This window comes from Streptomyces sp. NBC_01525, from assembly GCF_045040405.1.
Classification (GTDB): Bacteria; Actinomycetota; Actinomycetes; order Streptomycetales; family Streptomycetaceae; genus Streptomyces; species Streptomyces benahoarensis.
The window spans coordinates 304,581-323,199 of sequence record NZ_CP109397.1 but is presented as its reverse complement, the minus strand read 5'-3'; the positions used below and the strand labels follow the sequence as shown (position 1 = coordinate 323,199).

The following is an 18,619-nucleotide window of genomic DNA, read 5'->3' as shown; positions in this document are numbered from 1 at the left end:
GCTCACCCGCGCCGCGCCTTCGCCAGTTCGCGGCGCAGATGGCCGAGGCGGGCCAGCAGCCAGCCCTCGAAGACGCCGAAGGCGAAGGCGGCCACCAGCGGCCCGTACTTGGCGGTTGCGGGGCCGCCCGGCAGCAGGGACGGGCCGCTCACGGGCGCGGGCGCGGCGGCGGCCGGGGGGCCGGGCGTCTGCGCGGCGGGCGCGGGGACGGGACGGCCCGCCACGGAATCCGAGGGGCCCGCACCGGCCGCGGCGCCGCCCGCACCGGCCGCGTCCCCCACCCGCTCCTCCTCCAGCAACCCACCCAGATTCGCCGCGAATCGTTGCAGCAGCCGCTGCGACACGGCGTCCAGCGCGCCCTTCCCGAACTGGGCGAGTTTGCCGCTGATCACGAGGTCGGTGGTGACGTCGAGCCGGGTGCCCGCCGGGTCGTCGGTCACCGTCAGCACCACCTCCGCCTCGGCGTTGCCGCGGCCGTGTGCGTCGGCGCCCCGCGCCTGGAGCCGTAGCCGTCGCTGCCCGGCGTCCGACTCCAGGAACCGTACGGTGCCCCCGTACGCGGCGGCGACCGGGCCGACGCGGACCGTCACCCGGCCCCGCCAGGCGTCGCCGTCCTGGCCCTCCGGGCCGTCGAGTACACAGCCCGGCATGCAGGACGCCACCCGCCGTACGTCGTTGAGCAGCGCGAACACCGCTTCCGGCGGCGCGGTCACGGGCACGCTGTTGCCGATCCGCATCAGTTCTCCTTCCGCGCGGCGCGCCGGGCCGTGGCGCAGCCGTGGATCGCGTCGACGAGGGGCTGGTAGCCGGTGCAGCGGCAGAGGTTCGCCGCCACCAGTTCGCGGACCTCCGCTCGGTCCGGGTCCGGCCGCTCGGCGAGGAAGCCCTCCGCCAGCATCAGGAATCCGGGGGTGCAGAAGCCGCACTGGAGCGCGTGGTGGTCGGCGAACGCCCGTTGCAGATCGCTGAGTTCGCGGCCGTCGGAGAGCGATTCGACGGTGCGGACAGCGGCGCCCTCCGCCTGTACGGCGAAGAGCAGACAGGCCCGCACGGGGCGGTCGTCGAGCAGCACGGTGCAGGCGCCGCAGACGCCGTGCTCGCAGCCGACGTGGGTGCCGGTCAGCCCCAGATCGTGGCGGAGCACGTCCACGAGGGTGCGGCGCGGCTCGCACAGCACCTCGTACGGGGCGCCGTTGACGTCCAGCACCAGCAGCTGGCGCTCCAGCGCGGGATCGGTCCCGGCGTCCGCCGGATCGGTCATCGGGAGGTCGGGCGGATGGTCGCTCACGGTACGGACTCCTGGGTCGGGTCGGCGGTGTGCGCGGGATGCGGCGCGGGTCAGGCGCCGTGCAGCGCGCGGTGCACCGCCTCGGGGGTGACGGGCAGCGTGTCCAGTTCGGTGCCGGTGGCGCGCAGCGCGTCGTTGACGGCGTTGAGGACGGCGGCGGGCGCGCCGATCGTGCCGCCCTCGCCGACGCCCTTGGCGCCGGTGGCGTTGGACGCGCACGGCGTCTCCAGATGGAAGAGGGTGATGTCGGGGATCTCCTGGGCGGTGGGCACCTTGTAGTCGAGGAAGCCGGTCGCCGACGGCTCGCCCCGCTCGTCGTAGGTGATCTGCTCGAACAGCGCGCCCGCGATGCCCTGCGCGATGCCGCCGCGGCACTGCCCCTCGACGACCTGCGGGTTGATCGCCACCCCGCAGTCCTCGACGCAGACGTACCGCAGCAGCGTGATGCCGCCGGTGTCCTCGTCGAGTGCGGCGACGACGCCGTGGGTGGCGTTGGAGAACGTCCCGTCGTGGAACACGTCGAAGGACGCCGTCGCAGTCAGCCCCGGCTCCAGGTCCTTGGGCAGCAGATGCGCCCGGAAGTGCGCGAGCGCGGCGAGTTCGGCGTACGGGACAGCAGGGACTTCGGTGTCCCGGACGTCCCGGCGCCGCACCGTGCCCCGGTGCAGCTCCGTCTCCTCCCAGGGGACGTCCCAGCGCGCCGCCGCCAGCCGCCGCAGCTTCTCGCCGAGCCGCTCCGCGGCGAGCCGTACCGCGCTGCCGCCGATCGTCACCGACCGGCTGGCGAACGTCCCCCAGCCGTACGGCACCCGGTCCGTGTCGCCCTGATGGAGCTTCACCTTCGCGAGGTCCAGGCCGAGGACGTCGGCGGCGATCTGCGCGAGCGTCGTCTCATGGCTCTGGCCGTGGCTCATCGTGCCGGTGGTGACGCTCACCGCGCCGCCCGGGTCCATCCGCACCTCGGCGAGGTCGTAGCCGGGCACCATGTCCATCCGGCGCTGCGCGAACGCGGCGGAGCCGTAGCCGGTGCGCTCGTTGAAACAGGCATAGCCGATGCCCAGCCGCCGCCCGGCGGCGGCCGCCGCGTCCCGCCGCTCGTACCAGCCCTCCTCGCGCAGCGTCCGCTCGCACAGATCCAGCGATTCGCGGTACGAACCGGGGTCGTAGGTGATGCCGTTGATACCGGTGTACGGGAAGTCGGTGATGAGGTTGCGGCGGCGCAGCTCCACCGCGTCCACGCCCAGCTCCCGCGCGGCCCGTTCGAAGAGCCGCTCCATCACCATCACGTACTGCGGGCGGCTCACGCCCCGGTACGGCGCGCTCGGCGCCTTGTTGGTGGTCACCGCCCGGCCGCGCACCCGGTAGGCGGGCACCCGGTAGACGCCCGGGAGCTCCGCCGCCGCCATCAGCGGTTCGATCCCGGCGGTGAACGGATAGCAGGAGTAGGCGCCCATATCGCAGACGATGTCGGCGTCCAGGCCCAGGATCCGGCCGTCGGCGGCGAACGCGGCGCGCACGTCGTAGTGCTGCTCGCGGGCGAGGAAGGAGGCGGTCAGCGCGTCCTTGCGGTCCTCGATCCACTTCACCGGGCGGCGCAGGCGCAGCGCCGCCGCGGCGGTCGCGATCTCCTCCCGGCCCACCACGCACTTCAGGCCGAAGCCGCCGCCCATGTCCGGCACGACGACCCGCACGGCCCGCTCGTCCAGACCCAGACAGCCCGCCGCGACCGTCCGCACCTGGTGCGGCACCTGGGTGCAGGTCTGCAACACCAGCTGCTCGGCGCGGTCGTCCCAGTGGGCCAGCGCGCCGCGGGTCTCCAGCGGCAGCGCGTTCTGCCGTCCGGTGCGCGCCTCGACCCGCACCACGCGGTGGGCGGCGGCGAAGACGTCGTCGATGCCCTCGGTGGCGAACGGCGCGACGTCCACGAGTGTGTTGCGGGCCGCCGCCTCGTGCACCAGCGGCGCCCCGTCGGTCAGCGCCGCCGCCTCGCTCACCACCGGCTCCCGCTCGTCGTAGGCGACCCGCGCGGCCTCCAGACCGTCCTCGGCGGCGTACGGGTCCCGGGCGACGACCACCGCCAGCGGTTCGCCGATGTACCGCACCCGGCGCCGCGCCAGCACCGGCATCGCGGTCTCGGTGAACTCCTCGGGCGGCCGGTGCAGCCGGGCGGTGATGTCGCCAAGACCCAGATCGGTGGCGTCGAACGCGGCGACCACGCCCGGCACCCGCCGCACCGCGTCCAGATCGAGGGCGGTGACCTCGCCGTGCGCGACGGTGGAGCGGACGAACTGGGCGTGCAGCACGCCCGGTTCGGTGAGGTCGTCGACGAACCGGCCGCGCCCGGTCAGCAGCCGGGGGTCCTCCTTGCGCGGGACCGACCGGCCGATCAGCGGTCCGGGTTTGTCGGAGTGCGGGCCGCCGGGGTGCCCGGCGGCGCCCGGACGGTGGCCGTGGCCGTCCGGCACGCCGTACCCGTCGCCTCCGCGGTGTCCGTCGTGCCGTTCCTCGGGTGTCCTCGCCGTCATCGCGCGTCCGCCTCCTCACAGGCCCGCCGCACCAGCGTGCGGATCAGCTGCCGCCGGTACGTCGCGCCGCCCCCGGGCCCGTCCGTGTCGTCCGGGAGCGTGGCGGCGGCCGCCGCCGCGCACTCCGCGAAGGTGCCGCCGTCCGCAAGGACCCGCTCCGCCTCGACGGCCCGCAGCGGCACCGGGCCGACGCCGCCGAGCGCCACCCGCCCGCCGCGCCGCGCCCCGCCGTCCCGGTCCAGCACGACGGCGGCGGACGCGAGCGCGAAGTCGCCGCGCCGTTCGGCGAATTCGGTGACCGCGGCGTACGGCGCCGGGCGCGGGAAGACGATCTCGATGAGGAGTTCGTCCGGCTCCAGGGCGGTGGTGTACGGGCCGAGGAAGAACTCCGCGGCGGCGATGCGGCGGGCCCCGCGGGGGCCGAGGACGTGCAGTTCGGCGTCGAGGACCACCGCGAGCAGGCACCATTCGGCGGTCGCGTCGGCGTGTGCGAGGCTGCCGCCCGCCGTGCCCCGGGTACGGATCGGCAGATGCCCGATCCACCGCATCGTCTCCCGGACCACCGCGAAACCGGGCCCGAGGACGGAGTCCGGGGCCCGCTCCACGGAGTGATGGGTGGTCAGCGCCCCGACGCGCAGCGCCCCGGCGGTGTCGGTCCCCAGGTGGTCGAGGCCGCGCAGGGCGCCGATGTCGACGAGGTGCCGGGGCCGGGCGAGCCGGTAGGCCATCATCGCCACCAGGCTCTGGCCTCCGGCGAGCACCTTGGCGTCCTCGCCCAGCTCGGCGAGGAGCCGGACCGCGCCGTCGGTGTCACGGGCCCGGTGATAGCGGAACGCGGCGGGTTTCATCACTCTCCTTTTCGTACGGAGACCGGCCCGCCGGTGGGGCGGAGAGGGTGGGGAACTCGGGCGGAGGAGCGGGCCGGTGCGGGGGAGGGGAGGCGGCGTGCGGTGCGTACGGATGGCGCGGGTGGCCGGGGCCGCACGGACCCCGGGAACGGCGGGCTGCTGTCCGCGGAAACGCGCTGATCAGCGGTGACGCCCACAGGGACGCGAGGTCACCGGCCGAGGTAATCCGAACACGTACGATCGGGCGGTGGCAAGGGGGCGCCCGCCGCGTTCACCCGGCGGAGCCGTTGCTCACGGGCCGTTGGCCGGTCCCGCACGCCGACCCCCGGCCCCGCCCGGCGACGCGAGGACGGAGCCGGGAGCGGCGGAGACGGACTACGGACGTGCCGAGGCTGTGGGCTGACTCCGCATCACCTGAAGGCTCTCGTCCCGCACCCCGGTCGCGGGCTCCCGCGCGGGCCGGTACGCCGTCAGTTCGGCGGCCGGTGTGCCGGTGGTCAGCTCGCGGGCGGTCAGTTCGCCCAGCAGCGGGGCGAGCGTCACCCCGCTGTGGGTGACCACGTGGTACAGCCCCGCCGCGCCCGGCACCTCGCCGACCAGCGGCAGCCCGTCGGACGGCACCGGGCGCACCCCCCGGCGCACCCCGGTGGCCGCCGCGCCCCGCAGCGCGGGCAACACCTCCTGGCCCAGCCGGTGCAACTCCGCCTCCAGGCCCGGATCCTGGGTGTCGCCCGGGGCACCGTCCGCCGTGAGCCGGGCGTCCACCGGCCAGGAGATCGAGCACACCCGGTCGCCCGGCGCCGGACGCAGATCCACCCCGGGCGTCGCGAGGATCGCGCCCAGCCGCGCCTCGGGCACCGGCACGCTCTCGCCGACCAGCCCCGGGATCCGGGTCAGCGGCAGCGCCGTACCGGCCAGCTCCGCGATCCGCCCGGCGTCCGGGCCCGCGCAGTTGACCACATGGTCCGCCTCCCAGCGACGGCCCTCGCTCTCCACGCCGACGACGCGGCCGCCGCGCCGTAGCAGCCCGGTGACGCGCAGCCCGTAGTGGACGGCCGCGCCGCGCCGGGCCGCCCGGTCCAGCAGCGTGCGGGCGAAGAGCGGCGCGTCGTACCAGGCGGCGTGGTCGTGCACCACCAGCTCGTCCGCCCGGCACGACGCCGGATCGACGCCCGGCGCCAGCTCCGCCAGCGCCTTCGGACCCGTCGTCCGGCACGGGTGGCCCCACTCCCGCAGCCGCCGCGCCCGCTCCTCGATCACCCGCCGCTCCCGCGCGGTGTGGCCCCACTGCACCAGCGGCACCGCATGCCGCCAGACCGCCCCGGCGCCGTCCTCCTCGCCCAGCGTCAGATGCGCCGCGGCGCTGCGGCGGTTCAGCTCGTAGTACGTGTACGGGGTCTTGAGGTGGGTGACGTCGATGGCGAAGGTGGCGCTGGAGGTGCCGGAGGCGGGCCCGGCGGCGTCGATGACGGTGACCGCCACGCCGGACCGCGCCAGATGGTGCGCGACGGACGCGCCGAGCACACCGGCGCCGATGACTACTGCACGGGACATGGTCTCTCCTGTCGGGAGGACGGACGGAAGCCGGGGAGTGGGTCAGAGGACCTTGCGGAGGAAGGCGCGGGTGCGGGCCTCGCGTGGGGAGCCGAGGACGTCGGCGGGGCGGCCCGACTCGACGACGACACCGTCGTCCATGAAGACCAGCGCGTCGCCGACCTCACGCGCGAAGCCCATCTCATGGGTCACGACGATCATCGTCATCCCGTCGTCGGCGAGGCCCCGCATCACGTCCAGCACCTCCCCGACCAGCTCCGGGTCGAGCGCCGAGGTCGGCTCGTCGAAGAGCATCAGCTTCGGGCGCATGGCCAGCGCGCGGGCGATCGCCACCCGTTGCTGCTGGCCCCCGGAGAGCTGCGACGGATAGCTGTCGGCCTTGTCGGCGAGCCCGACCCGGGCCAGCAGCTCGCGGCCACGGGCCCGCGCCGCCGCCTTCGGCTCGCCGTTCACCAGGACCGGCGCCTCCACGACGTTCTCCCACGCCGTCAGATGCGGGAAGAGGTGGAACTTCTGGAAGACCATCCCGATGGCGCGCCGCTGCCGGGCCACCTCCTTCTCGCCCAGTTCGTGGAGGCGGCCACCGCGCTCCGCGTAGCCGATCAGCTCGTCGCCGACGTACAGCCGGCCCGCGTCGATCCGCTCCAGGTGATTCACGCAGCGCAGGAACGTCGACTTGCCGGAGCCCGACGGGCCCACCAGGCACATCACCTGGCCCGCCCGCACCGTCAGATCGATGCCCTTCAGCACCTCGACGGAGCCGAAGCTCTTGCAGACGCCCTCGGCCCGTACGACGGGAACGGACCCTTCGCGTACGGCGGTCGGCGTCATGACTGCCCCTCCTCGGTGACGGCGGCGGACCCGCGCCGCCTGCGGGGCGCCGCGGCGGAGCGGTCCGCGCCCCGGCGGAAGCGGCGCTCCAGGTAGTACTGGCCGACGTTCAGCACCGACGTCGCCACGAGGTACCAGACGCACGCCACGGCGAGCAGCGGCACCTGCTGGAAGTTGCGGGAGTAGATGCCCTGGATCGACGTCAGCAGCTCGGGCACGGCGATGGCGAACACCAGCGAGGTGGTCTTCAGCATCGAGATCGCCTGGTTGCCGGTGGGCGGGATGATCAGGCGCAACGCCTGCGGCAGCACGATCCGACGCAGCGTCTGCCGCCGCGTCAGCCCCAGCGCGTGCGCCGCCTCGGTCTGCCCCTCGTCCACCGACGTCAGCCCGGCGCGCACGATCTCCGCCATGTACGCGGCCTCGTGCAGCCCCAGGCCCAGCACCGCCGCCGTCATCTGCGTGATGAGGTGGTTGGTGTCGACCTGGAAGAACGTCGGCCCCCACGGCACGCCGAAGCCGATGACCGGCACGATGGCCGACAGGAAGTACCAGAACAGCAGCTGCACCAGCAGCGGCGTCCCGCGGAACACCCAGATGTACAGGGCGCTCAGCCGGGCCGGCACCGGATTCGGGGACATCCGCAGCACCGCGACCGCCACCCCGCCCACGACGCCGACCGCCATCGCCGCGACCGTCAGCACCAGCGTGGTCCGCAGCCCCTCCTGCACCACCGGCGCGAACAGGAACTCCCCGACCGTCGCCCACTGCATCCGGGGATTGGCCGCCCACCCCTGGACCAGGAACACCAGCAGGAAGAGGAGGGCCGCCGAGGTCACCCAGCGCCCGGGGTGGCGCTGCGGCACCGCCCGGATCCGTTCGCCGCCCGGGGACGTCCGCACCGTCGCGGGCCCGCCGCCCGTCTCCGCCGTCAGGGCCTGTCCGCTCATACCGCGCCGCCGTTCACCGTCGCCTGCCGGAGCGCACCCGCCCCGACCTTCCACGCCGTGAGGATCTTCGTGTAACCGCCGTTGTCGATGACCTTCTGAAGGGCCTTCTGCACCGCCTTCACCAGCGCCTTGTCCTCCTTGTCGACGAGAATCCCGTACGGCAGGAAGCGGTAGGGCGTGCCCACCTTCCGCAACCGGCCGCTGGACTGCGCCGCCTGGTACTCCACCGTCGGGGTGCCGCCGACGAACGCCTCGGCGCGGCCGGTCGACAGCGCCTGGAAACAGCCCACCGAGTCCGGGAAGACCAGCACCTGCGGCGCGCCCCGCCCGGCCACCGCGCACTTCTTCCGCTGCGCCTCCAGGTCGTCGACCTGCGCGGTGCCCTGCTCGACGGCGACCTGCCTGCCGCACAGGTCCCCGAGCGCCGCGACGTCCTTCGCGTGCTGCTCGGGCACGAGGATCGAGCTGCTGGTGCGGAAGTAGTCGACGAAGGTGATCCGGCCACGCCGCTCGGGCTTGTCCAGCATCGCCTGGATCGCCAGGTCGTAGCGGTGCGACTGCACCCCGCCGATGAGGCTGTCGAAACTCGCCCTGGCGAAGGTGACCTTGACGCCGAGGGTCTGCGCGATCGCCTGGATCAGATCCGGCTCCACGCCGACCAGCGTCTTGTTGTCCGTCCCCAGCGACACCAGCGGCGGATAGTCGTCGCCCGTCGCGACGGTCAGGGTGCCCGCCGCCCGGATCTTCGCCGGGAGCAGCGCGTGCAGCGCCGGGTCCTTCTTCTGCACCGGCGCCGCGGACCGGGTGGTCGGGTCGGCGCCGCCGCAGGCCACGGCGAGCGGGAGGAGCGCCGTGACGCAGAGACCGGCCACCACCCGGCGCGTCCTGCCGCGGGCCCGGGGGGCCGGGAGCTGTCTGTCCATGGAGAAGCCCTTCTGCCGTGGGTCGGCCACTGACCGCTCAATGTGCGGCAGCCCGGAGCCGCACACAAGATGAGGCAGGGTGAGCATCCATGGACATGGTGTCCAGCCCGGCTGATGCATCTCAACGGGCGGAACGGGGGTGTGCGGACGGCCTCATCCGGGGTAGAACCCGTGATCACCGGCGCGCACGACGATGCTCTCCGGCGCTACGCGCCCGCCGGTGAGGTCGACCCCTGGTGACCCGTTAGCACCCGGTGTTAACGTCACCTGATGCTGACCCCCACGCAGCTCCAGGCGGTACGCGACGTCGTGGCCACGGGCTCGCTGCGCACCGCGGCGCGCCTCCTCGGGTACACGCCCTCCGCCGTCTCCCAGCAGATCTCCTCGGTCGAACGGGCCCTGGGCGTCCAGCTCTTCGAGCGGTCGCCGCGCAGTGTGCGGCCCACCGCCGCCGGGGTGCAGCTGGCCCGCCGGGCCGCCCGGCTGCTGGCCGAACTGGAGTCGGCGGAGGACGAGCTGCGCTCCTTCGCGGCCGCCGAACGCGGCCGGCTGCACCTGGGCAGCTTCTGGTCCGCGGGCTTCCGGCTGGTCCCCGACGTCCTCGCGGAATTCCTCCGCGACCGCCCGCAGGTCGACGTGCGTTACGAGGAGGGCGACCCGCAGACCACCGTCCCCGCCGTCTCCGAGGGACGCCTCGACCTCGCGGTGATCTTCGAGTACGGCATGGTGCCGCACAACTGGCCCGACGATCTGGAGACCATCCTCCTCCTGGAGGAACCGCTCTACGTCCTCGTCCCCACCGGTCACCGCCTCTCCCACCGCAAACGCATCCGGGTCGGCGACCTCTCCGGCGAACGCTGGATCTGCTACCGCGAGGACACCGACGCCGCCCGCTCCCTCCTCCACATCTGCGCCGAGGGCGGCTTCCGCCCCGAGGTGCTGTTCCGCACCAACGACTACAACCTCCCGTTCGAGCTGGTCCGCAAGGGCCTCGGCGTCGCCATCGTCCCCGAACTCGCGCTGCTCGCCTCCGAAGAGATCCACCTCATCCGGCTCGCCGGACCCGCCCACGTCCGCCGCGTCTTCGCGGTCCGCCGCGCCGCCGACCCCAACCCGTTCCTGGACGGCGCGATCCGCACCCTGCGCGCCGCCGCCGACGCCATCGACGCCGGGCGCCGCACCCGCCCCGAGCCGCCCATCGCCGTCTGACCACCCCGTACGCTGAAGGTCCGAACCGTCCCACCACGAGGGGGAGTTGTGGATCCGGAGATCGCGGCACTGGCGGGCAGCGCGGGCACGGCACTGGTCGGCGCGCTGACGACGGATGCCTGGCACGGCGTACGCGACCGCTTCCTGGCCCTGTGGCAGCGCACCCGCCCCGAGCGGGCACCGGTCATCGCCGGGGAACTCGACGACACCCGCGAGGAGTTGCTGGCCGCCCCCGAGGGCCCCGGCCGGGACGCCGTCGCCGCGGACAGCGGCACCGAATGGCAGAGCCGCCTGCGCCGCCTGCTCACGGCCCACCCCGAACTCACCGGCGAACTCCGCGCCCTCGTCGCCGACCTCACCCCGCCCGAGGCACCCGCCCCCGCCGTCACCCAGCACGCCACCGCCTCCGGCAACGCCCGCGTCTACCAGGCGGGACGGGACATGAGGATCGGCGGGGCGGACGGCTGACCGCTTCGCCTCAGCCCACCGGATCCGCCGCCCGCCCCCACTCCCGCCGCAGCCGGGCGAACGGCCGGGGGCGGTTGAGGGCGAGGGCGGCGGTGGGGCGGCCGTCGCGTTCGTAGACGGCGAGGAAGGTGCGGTCGTCGGGGGAGCCCTCCACGACGCGCGGTACGTCACCGGGGGACCGGCGTCCGGCGAACTGGAGGCGGACGCCGTACTGCTCCGACCAGAAGTACGGCAGCGAGCGGTGGACGGCCTCGGTGCGGCCCGCGAGGAGATTGCGGGCGCAGACCGCGGCCTGTTCGGTGGCGGCGGTCCAGTGCTCGCTGCGCGCACCCGCCGTCCGCGCCACGTCCCCGGCGGCCACCACCTGCGGCAGCGGCGTCACCCCGCCCGCGTCGCAGCACACCCCGTCGTCGAGCGGCAGCCCGCTGCCCGCCAGCCAGCCGGTGCGCGGGCGGACCCCGATGGCGACGACGACCACCTCGGCGGGGAGCAGCCGCCCGTCGGCCAGCGCGACCGCGGTGACGGCGTCCGCCGCACCGTCCGCGCGCAGCCCCGCCACCCCGGTGCCGGTGAGCAGCCGCACCCCGTGATCGGCGTGGAGCGCGGCGCAGATCCCGGCCATCGCCTCGCCCAGCTGCGGTACGAGGGGGAGCGGAGCGGCCTCCACCACCGTCACGTCATGGCCGAGCGCGGCGCACGACGAGGCGGTCTCCGCGCCGAGGAACCCGCCGCCGATCACCACCACCCGTACCGGCCCGGCGGTCAGCGCGGCGCGCAGCGCCCGCGCGTCGTCGAGGGTGCGCAGGGTGTGCACCTTGCCGGGCACCGGTCCGGGCAGGGTGCGCGGCGCGGCGCCGGTGGCGAGGACGACGCCGTCGGTGCGTATCTCCTCCCCGGAGGCGAGGGTCACCGACCGCGCCCGCGGGTCGAGGCGGACGGCCCGGGCGCCCGTCCGCAGATCGAGGGCGAGCCCGGCGGTCTCCTCGTCGTCGGCGAGCGCGAGGGCGTCCGCGTCCGCCGCACCGGTGAGGAAAGCCTTCGACAACGGCGGCCGGTCGTACGGCCGGTGGCGCTCCTCGCCGACCAGGACCAGCCGGCCCGCGTACCCCTCGGCGCGCAGCGCACGGGCGGCGTACAGCCCCGCCAGTGACGCGCCGATGACCGTGACGGTGTGCATGGGGCGTCCTCCTCGAAGCCGCGGGGTGACGACCTCACCGGCGAGGGGCAGCGGCGTCGCGGCGTCCACTGACCCTCGCAGGTGAGGCCGGTACGGACGGCGGCCGTGTGACGGCCGGTCACGCCTCCTCCGGCCGTGCGGACGCCGTGCCTCCGGCGCGCGGACAGCGTTTCGCAATGCGCACGCCGGAGCGTTCTGCGCAACAGAATCCCGGCGTGGTGCGGGCCCGTCAAGCGGTCCCCCAGGATTGTCCGGCGATTCCCGGCCGCCCGTTCCACGCCCCTTGACGGTGCCGGTCCGGCGTTCCCACTATGTCTCTCATCGCGCAACCGATCGTGCAATGCGCAACACCCTGGGCCTCTGCCGCCGCTCGTCCTCCGTCCGTCCCCGCCGCCTCGGCGCGCCCCGGCACCGTCCGCCCCGACCTCCCGAAGGAGGGACATGCCTCCCGCATCCCCGACCGACGCCCGCGTGGTCGTCATCGGCGCCGGCATCGTCGGCTGCTCACTCGCCGACGAACTCACCGCCCGCGGCTGGCGCGACGTCACCGTCCTGGAACAGGGCCCCCTCCCGGCCCCCGGCGGCTCCACCTCGCACGCCCCCGGCCTGGTCTTCGCCACCGGCCCGTCCCGGACCCTGACCCGCTTCGCTGCCTACACCATCGAGAAGTTCACCGCCCTGGAGACCGACGGCGCGCCCTGCTTCCACGCCGTCGGCGGGCTGGAGGTCGCCACCACCGAGGAACGCTGGGCCGACCTCCACCGCAAGGCCCGGCTCGCCGCCTCCTGGGGCATCCGCGGGGAACTCCTCACCCCCGAACAGTGCGCCCGCCACTGGCCGATGCTGGACACCTCCCTGCTGTACGGCGGCTGGTACACCCCCGACGACGGCATCGCCCGCGCGGTGCCCGCCTGCCGCGCGCAGATCGCCCGCGCCACCGCCCGCGGCGCCCGCTTCCTCGACCGGCACACCGTCACCGGCATCGAGCGGACCGATGGCCGTGTCACCGGCGTCGTCACCGACCGCGGCACCTTCCCCGCCGACCATGTCGTGGCCGCCGCCGGATTCTGGGGCCCGGTGATCGGCGCGATGGCCGGGGTCCGCGTCCCGCTGCTGCCGCTCGCCCACCAGTACGCGACGACCGCGCCGCTGCCCCAACTCGCCGCCCCCGGCGGCCCGCCGGACGGGGCGACCCGCCCCCTGCTGCGCTTCCAGGACCGCGACCTCTACTTCCGCGAACACACGGGCCGCCTCGGCATCGGCTCGTACGCCCACCGCCCGATGCCCGTCGACCCGCACACCGTGCCCGCCTTCGACGACGCGCCCGTCATGCCGTCCTCGCTGCCGTTCACCGCCGACGACTTCGCCCCCAGCTGGCGCGACGCCACCCACCTTCTGCCCGCGCTCGGCGCGTCCCAGGTCGCCGACGGCTTCAACGGCGTCTTCTCCTTCACCCCGGACGGTATGCCGCTCCTCGGCGAGGCCCCCGAACTGCGCGGCTTCTGGCTCGCCGAGGCCGTCTGGGTCACCCACTCCGCTGGCGCCGCCCGCGCCGTCGCCGAGCTGATGACCGACGGCCACGCCACCCTCGACCTGCACGCCTGCGATCCGCACCGCTTCGAGGGCGCCCAGCGCTCACCCGCGTACGCCGCCGAGCGCGGCACCCGCAGCTTCCTGGAGGTGTACGACGTCGTCCACCCCCTCCAGCCGCCCGAGCGCCCCCGCCCGCTGCGGGTCAGCCCGTTCCACGACCGCCAGCGCGAACTCGGCGCGTACTTCCTGGAGTCGGGCGGCTGGGAGCGCCCCCACTGGTACGAGGCGAACGCCCCGCTCGCGGACGGCCTCGGCCTGCCCGCACGCGACGCCTGGGCGGCCCGCCACTGGTCCCCGATCATCGCCGCCGAGGCCCGCGCCACCCGTGAACGCGTCGCCCTGTACGACCTGACCCCGCTGCGCCGCCTGGCCGTCGAGGGCCCCGGCGCGCTCGCCTTCCTCCAATACCTGACGACGAATCAACTCGACCGGAAGCCGGGCACCGTGACGTACACGCTGCTGCTCGACGCGCACGGCGGCATCCGCTCCGACCTCACCGTCACCCGCCTGACCGAGGACCGCTTCCAGGTCGGCGCCAACAGCGCAGCCGACCTGGCATGGCTGCGCCGCCACGCCCCCGACGGCGTCCACGTCCGCGACCTCACCCCCGGCACCTGCGGCATCGGCGTCTGGGGCCCGCTCGCCCGCGAACTCGTCCAGCCGCTGGCCCAGGACGACTTCACACGCGGGGGCTTCGGCCGCTTCCGGGCCCGGCGGACCCACCTCGGCCCCGTCCCGGTCCTCGCGCAGCGCGTCTCCTACGTCGGCGAGCTCGGCTGGGAGCTGTACACCACCGCCGACCTCGGCCGGTGTCTGTGGGACACGCTGTGGGAGGCGGGCCGCGGCCTCGGCGCCGTCGCCGCGGGCCGCGGCGCCCTGGACAGCCTCCGCCTGGAGAAGGGGTACCGCGCCTGGGGCCACGACATGACCACCGAACACGATCCCTACGAGGCGGGCCTCGGCTTCGCCGTCCGCCCCGCCAAGGGTGACTTCGTCGGCCGCGCCGCCCTGGCCGGACGCGAGGCCGCCGTCCGGCGCCGCCTCGTCTGCCTCACCCTCGACGACCCCGCGGCGGCCGTCCTCGGCAGCGAACCGGTGTATGCCGGCGGGGAGGCGGTCGGCTACGTCACCTCGGCCGCCCACGGCTCCACCGTCGGCCGCTGCGTCGCCCACGCCTGGCTGCCGGTGGCGTACGCCGCGCCCGGCACCGCCGTCCGCCTCGGCTACTTCGGCGAACTGCTCGCCGCGACCGTCGCCGAGGAACCGCTCGTCGCCCCGGAGACGGCCCGCCTCCGCCGCTGACGCCACCGTCCGCCGTCCCGCCGCATCGCCCGAGGAGACCCGTATGACCACCACCCCCGTCACCGGCCCGCGGGCGAGTGCGCCCGTGCCGTCCGGCGAGCTGATCGCCACCCTGCCCGGCGCCGCCTACACCGACCCCGCCGTCTTCCGCCGCGAACAGGAGCGGATCTTCGAACGGCTGTGGTTCTGCGCGGTCCGCGCCGCCGACCTCGCCGGGCCCGGCGCCTTCCGCACCGTCCAGGTCGGCCGGGAGAGCGTGCTGCTCATCCGCAACCGGCAGGGCGAGCCCCGCGCCTACCTCAACATCTGCCGCCACCGCGGCGCCCGCCTCTGCACCGAGGAGAGCGGCACCGTCCGCCGCAACCTCCAATGCCCATACCACGCCTGGACGTACGACCTCGACGGCCGCCTCACCGCGGCCCCCAACCTCCGGCAGATGCCCGGCATCGACCGCACCGAACGCGGTCTCAGCGCTGTCCACCTGCGGGAATGGCTCGGCTACCTCTGGGTGTGCCTCGCCGACGCACCGCCGTCCTTCGAGGAGACCGTGATCGGCGCGGCCACCGAACGCCTCGGTGACCCCGCCGCCCTCGACCGCTACGGCACGGAAGATCTGGCCCTCGGCCGCCGGATCACCTACGACGTGCGCGCCAACTGGAAACTCGTCGTCGAGAACTTCATGGAGTGCTACCACTGCGCCACCATCCACCCCGAACTCACCGACGTCCTCCCGGAGTTCGCCGACGGGCTCGCCGCCCAGTACTTCGTCGGCCACGGCGCGGCCTTCGCCGACGAGGCCGAGGGGTTCACCGTCGACGGCACCGGCGGCTTCGGGCGGCTGCCCGGCATCGACGACACCCAGGACCGCCGCTACTACGCGCTCACCCTCCGCCCCCAGGTCTTCGTCAATCTCGTCCCCGACCACGTCATCGTCCACCGGATGTTCCCGGCCGCCGCCGACCGCACCCTCATCGCCTGCGACTGGCTCTACCGGCCCGAGGTCCTGGCGGGCGGCGCCGACGTCACCCCGTCGGTGGAGCTGTTCCACCGCGTCAACACCCAGGACTTCGACGCCTGCGAACGCACCCAGCCCGCCATGGACTCCCGTGCCTACCGCGACGGCGGCGTCCTCGTCCCCAGCGAACACCACATCGGCGCCTTCCACCGCTGGGTCACCGACGCCCTCGCGGACGACCCCTCCTGACCTGCGGCGCGGGGCGGCGCACCGGCCGGTACGGGCCGGTGTGCCGGGCGCCGGGGGCGCTCCGCGGCGGGGCGTTCCTCCGTTTGCGGAGGGCCGGGGGCCGCGCTTGAGTGAGACAGACCCCCACGCACCAGGAGCAACCATGTCGATGCCGTTCGGTTCCGCTTTCGGCGCGTCCGACCCGTTCAGCGAATTGTTGAACCGGTTCTTCGGGATGTCCCCGGCGTCGTCGCCACCCGCCGTCCAACGGGTCCCCATCGGGCGGCTGCTGACCGAATCGTCCCAGGAACTGATCAACCTGGCCGCCGGGCGGGCCGCCGAGGACGGCACCTCCGACCTCGACACCGAACACCTGCTGTGGGCCGCCACCCAGGTCGAACCGGCCCGCGGCCTCCTCGTCCGCGTCGGGGTCGACCCCGACGGCCTCGGCGGCCGCATCGCCACCGTCCTGCCCCACGAATCCGGCGAACCCTCCGCCGAACCGGGCCTGACCCCCGCCGCCAAACGCACCCTCGCCACCGCCTACGACCGCTCCCAGGCCGCGGGCGTCTCCTACATCGGCCCCGAGCACATCCTCGGTGCCCTCCTCGACACCTCCGGCGCGGGCGCCGAATCCGGCGCCGCGCGGCTGCTGCGCGCCGAGGACCTCGACGTCGACAAGGTGCGGCGGCAGGCCGAGGAGGCGGCTCGCGCGGAAGGTACCCCCGCCGCCGCCAAACCCCCGGCCACCACCCTCGACGAGTACGGCCGCGACCTCACCGAGGAGGCGAAGGCGGGCAAGCTCGACCCCGTCGTGGGGCGCTCCGACGAGATCGAGCAGACCGTGGAGATCCTCTCCCGGCGCGCCAAGAACAACCCGGTCCTCATCGGCGAACCCGGCGTCGGCAAGACCGCCATCGTCGAAGGGCTTGCCCAGCGCATCGTGGCCGGTGAGGTCCCGCAGACCCTCAAGGACAAGCGGGTGGTCGCCCTCGACCTGTCCGGCCTGGTCGCCGGGGCGCAGTACCGGGGCCAGTTCGAGGAACGGCTGAAGAAGGTCATCGAGGACGTCCAGCAGGCCGGCGGCGAGATCATCCTCTTCATCGACGAATTCCACACCGTCGTCGGCGCGGGCGCCACCGGCGAGGGCGCCATGGACGCGGGCAACATGCTCAAGCCCGCACTCGCCCGCGGCGAACTGCACGTGGTCGGCGCCACCACCATCGACGAGTACCGCAAACACATCGAGAAGGACGCCGCCCTGGAACGCCGCTTCCAGCCGGTGATGATCCCCGAGCCGACCGTCGAGGAGACCGTGCAGATCCTGGAGGGGTTGCGCGACTCGTACGAGGCCCACCACCAGGTCCGGTTCGCCGACGGCGCGCTGACCGCCGCCGCGGAACTCTCCGACCGCTACATCAGCGACCGCTTCCTGCCCGACAAGGCCATCGACGTGATGGACCAGGCGGGCGCCCGCGTCCGGCTGCGCAGCGCCGGACGCTCCACCGAGGTCGTCAGCCGCGAGGACCGCCTCGCCAAACTGCGGCGCGAGAAGGACCAGGCGGTCGCCGCCGAGGACTTCGACAAGGCGTCGGAGCTGAAGCGGCAGATCGCCGGGGCGGAGGGGGAACTCGCCGGGATCGAGGAGCGCCGCGAGGGCGTCGTCTCCGTCACCGCCGCCGACATCGCCGACGTCGTCTCCCGCCGCACCGGCATCCCCGTCGCCCAGCTCACCGCGGGGGAGAAGGAGAAGCTGCTCCGGCTGGAGGACGCGATGCACGAGCGGATCGTCGGCCAGGGCGAGGCCGTCACCGCCGTCTCCGAGGCCGTCCGCCGCAACCGCTCCGGCATGGGCGACCCGAACCGGCCGGTGGGCTCGTTCCTCTTCCTCGGCCCCACCGGCGTCGGCAAGACCGAACTCGCCAAAACCCTCGCCGAACTCCTCTTCGGCGACGAGGACCGCATGATCCGCTTCGACATGAGCGAGTTCCAGGAGAAGCACACCGTCGCCCGGCTCGTCGGGGCGCCGCCCGGCTACGTCGGCTACGAGGAGGCCGGGCAGCTCACCGACCGGGTGCGCCGCCGCCCCTACTGCGTACTGCTCTTCGACGAGGTGGAGAAGGCCCACCCGGACATCTTCAACACCCTGCTGCAGATCCTCGACGACGGCCGCCTCACCGACGCACAGGGTCGGACCGTCAGCTTCCGCCACTGCGTCGTCATCATGACGTCCAACATCGGCGCGCAGCGGATCATCGCCCACGAGGGCGAGGTGTCGGAGCTGAAGGACGCGCTGATGGCGGACCTGCGGGCCCGCTTCCTGCCGGAATTCCTCAACCGCATCGACGACATCATCCTCTTCCACCGCCTCACCGAGGACGATCTGACCCGGATCGTCGACCACCTCCTCGACCGCAGCCAGCGCCGCGTCCACGCCCAGGACATGACGCTGGAGGTCACCGAGGCGGCGAAGAGACTGCTGGTCGCCCACGGCTACCAGCCGGAGTTCGGCGCCCGCCCGTTGCGCCGCACGATCCAGACGGAGCTGGACAACCGGATCGCCTCCCTCCTTCTCGCCGACGAGGCGGGCCCCGGCGACACGATCGTCGCCGACGTGGGCGACGACGACTCGCTGCACTGCACGGTCCGCAAGGGCGCCGAGGGCAAGGACGACGCGGCGGTTTAGGGGATGCGTGTCCGTGCGGCCGTGCCCGCCGCCCGGTGCGGGCACGGCCGCCTGATGCCATCGCCGGGAGGACGTCGCAGGT

Annotated in this window: 14 protein-coding genes; 5 read left to right on the top strand and 9 right to left on the bottom strand. The window is 74.2% G+C overall.

The features are described from left to right. Window positions 1-2: 2 nt before the first annotated feature. The 8 genes from OG422_RS01400 to OG422_RS01365 form a co-directional block, all read right to left on the bottom strand. Window positions 3-737: an SRPBCC family protein gene (locus tag OG422_RS01400; RefSeq protein ID WP_405738712.1), complete on the bottom strand. Its 735-nt coding sequence runs from the start codon at window positions 735-737 to the stop codon at window positions 3-5. Then, window positions 737-1,261: a (2Fe-2S)-binding protein gene (locus OG422_RS01395; protein ID WP_143944425.1), complete on the bottom strand. Its 525-nt coding sequence runs from the start codon at window positions 1,259-1,261 to the stop codon at window positions 737-739. Before OG422_RS01395 ends, OG422_RS01400 begins: the two co-directional genes overlap by 1 nt. 77 nt (window positions 1,262-1,338) lie before the next feature. Then, entirely contained in the window at window positions 1,339-3,813 is a 2,475-nt protein-coding gene (locus OG422_RS01390; RefSeq protein ID WP_405738709.1) for a xanthine dehydrogenase family protein molybdopterin-binding subunit, read from the bottom strand. Further along, entirely contained in the window at window positions 3,810-4,661 is an 852-nt protein-coding gene (locus OG422_RS01385; RefSeq protein WP_405738707.1) for an FAD binding domain-containing protein, read from the bottom strand. The genes OG422_RS01390 and OG422_RS01385 overlap by 4 nt, the downstream gene beginning before the upstream one ends. Before the next feature lie 375 nt (window positions 4,662-5,036). Next, entirely contained in the window at window positions 5,037-6,215 is a 1,179-nt protein-coding gene (locus OG422_RS01380; RefSeq protein ID WP_405738704.1) for an NAD(P)/FAD-dependent oxidoreductase, read from the bottom strand. Between the two features lie 42 nt (window positions 6,216-6,257). Then, on the bottom strand, window positions 6,258-7,046 hold the full coding sequence (locus OG422_RS01375; protein WP_143944189.1) for an amino acid ABC transporter ATP-binding protein: 789 nt from the start codon (window positions 7,044-7,046) through the stop codon (window positions 6,258-6,260). Continuing rightward, the gene (locus tag OG422_RS01370; protein WP_405738701.1) at window positions 7,043-7,996 is read right to left on the bottom strand and encodes an amino acid ABC transporter permease; all 954 of its coding nucleotides are present in this window, start codon (window positions 7,994-7,996) and stop codon (window positions 7,043-7,045) included. The genes OG422_RS01375 and OG422_RS01370 overlap by 4 nt, the downstream gene beginning before the upstream one ends. Then, the gene (locus tag OG422_RS01365) at window positions 7,993-8,919 is read right to left on the bottom strand and encodes an ABC transporter substrate-binding protein (protein ID WP_405738698.1); all 927 of its coding nucleotides are present in this window, start codon (window positions 8,917-8,919) and stop codon (window positions 7,993-7,995) included. Before OG422_RS01365 ends, OG422_RS01370 begins: the two co-directional genes overlap by 4 nt. A gap of 270 nt (window positions 8,920-9,189) precedes the next feature. On the opposite strand from OG422_RS01365, the gene OG422_RS01360 reads away from it, so the two are divergent. Next, window positions 9,190-10,128, top strand: a complete 939-nt coding sequence (locus OG422_RS01360; RefSeq protein ID WP_405738695.1) for a LysR family transcriptional regulator — start codon at window positions 9,190-9,192, stop codon at window positions 10,126-10,128. 48 nt (window positions 10,129-10,176) lie between these two features. Further along, complete coding sequence (locus OG422_RS01355; protein WP_384594630.1) at window positions 10,177-10,596, top strand: hypothetical protein; 420 nt, start codon at window positions 10,177-10,179, stop codon at window positions 10,594-10,596. A 10-nt stretch (window positions 10,597-10,606) separates the two neighbouring features. Here the strand turns inward: OG422_RS01355 and OG422_RS01350 are convergent, their stop codons facing one another. Continuing rightward, window positions 10,607-11,773 (bottom strand): NAD(P)/FAD-dependent oxidoreductase, encoded by a 1,167-nt coding sequence (locus OG422_RS01350; RefSeq protein WP_143944093.1) that lies wholly within the window; start codon window positions 11,771-11,773, stop codon window positions 10,607-10,609. Window positions 11,774-12,214: 441 nt separating this feature from the next. On the opposite strand from OG422_RS01350, the gene OG422_RS01345 reads away from it, so the two are divergent. The 3 genes from OG422_RS01345 to OG422_RS01335 all read left to right on the top strand — a co-directional run bounded on the left by OG422_RS01345 (window position 12,215) and on the right by OG422_RS01335 (window position 18,537). Continuing rightward, window positions 12,215-14,668, top strand: a complete 2,454-nt coding sequence (locus OG422_RS01345) for an FAD-dependent oxidoreductase (protein ID WP_405738692.1) — start codon at window positions 12,215-12,217, stop codon at window positions 14,666-14,668. Between the two features lie 43 nt (window positions 14,669-14,711). Beyond that, window positions 14,712-15,872: an aromatic ring-hydroxylating dioxygenase subunit alpha gene (locus OG422_RS01340; RefSeq protein ID WP_405738690.1), complete on the top strand. Its 1,161-nt coding sequence runs from the start codon at window positions 14,712-14,714 to the stop codon at window positions 15,870-15,872. Window positions 15,873-16,014: 142 nt separating this feature from the next. Beyond that, window positions 16,015-18,537 carry an ATP-dependent Clp protease ATP-binding subunit gene (locus OG422_RS01335; RefSeq protein WP_405738687.1) on the top strand — a complete coding sequence of 841 codons (2,523 nt, stop codon included), beginning with the start codon at window positions 16,015-16,017 and terminating at the stop codon, window positions 18,535-18,537. Window positions 18,538-18,619: the final 82 nt, after the last annotated feature.

Bases quoted from the DNA above. Each gene is read 5' to 3' on its own strand.
- OG422_RS01400 (WP_405738712.1), bottom strand. From the start codon at position 737: ATGCGGATCGGCAACAGCGTGCCCGTGACCGCGCCGCCGGAAGCGGTG.
- OG422_RS01395 (WP_143944425.1), bottom strand. From the start codon at position 1,261: ATGACCGATCCGGCGGACGCCGGGACCGATCCCGCGCTGGAGCGCCAG.
- OG422_RS01390 (WP_405738709.1), bottom strand. From the start codon at position 3,813: ATGACGGCGAGGACACCCGAGGAACGGCACGACGGACACCGCGGAGGC.
- OG422_RS01385 (WP_405738707.1), bottom strand. From the start codon at position 4,661: ATGAAACCCGCCGCGTTCCGCTATCACCGGGCCCGTGACACCGACGGC.
- OG422_RS01380 (WP_405738704.1), bottom strand. From the start codon at position 6,215: ATGTCCCGTGCAGTAGTCATCGGCGCCGGTGTGCTCGGCGCGTCCGTC.
- OG422_RS01375 (WP_143944189.1), bottom strand. From the start codon at position 7,046: ATGACGCCGACCGCCGTACGCGAAGGGTCCGTTCCCGTCGTACGGGCC.
- OG422_RS01370 (WP_405738701.1), bottom strand. From the start codon at position 7,996: ATGAGCGGACAGGCCCTGACGGCGGAGACGGGCGGCGGGCCCGCGACG.
- OG422_RS01365 (WP_405738698.1), bottom strand. From the start codon at position 8,919: ATGGACAGACAGCTCCCGGCCCCCCGGGCCCGCGGCAGGACGCGCCGG.
- OG422_RS01360 (WP_405738695.1), top strand. From the start codon at position 9,190: ATGCTGACCCCCACGCAGCTCCAGGCGGTACGCGACGTCGTGGCCACG.
- OG422_RS01350 (WP_143944093.1), bottom strand. From the start codon at position 11,773: ATGCACACCGTCACGGTCATCGGCGCGTCACTGGCGGGGCTGTACGCC.
- OG422_RS01345 (WP_405738692.1), top strand. From the start codon at position 12,215: ATGCCTCCCGCATCCCCGACCGACGCCCGCGTGGTCGTCATCGGCGCC.
- OG422_RS01340 (WP_405738690.1), top strand. From the start codon at position 14,712: ATGACCACCACCCCCGTCACCGGCCCGCGGGCGAGTGCGCCCGTGCCG.
- OG422_RS01335 (WP_405738687.1), top strand. From the start codon at position 16,015: ATGTCGATGCCGTTCGGTTCCGCTTTCGGCGCGTCCGACCCGTTCAGC.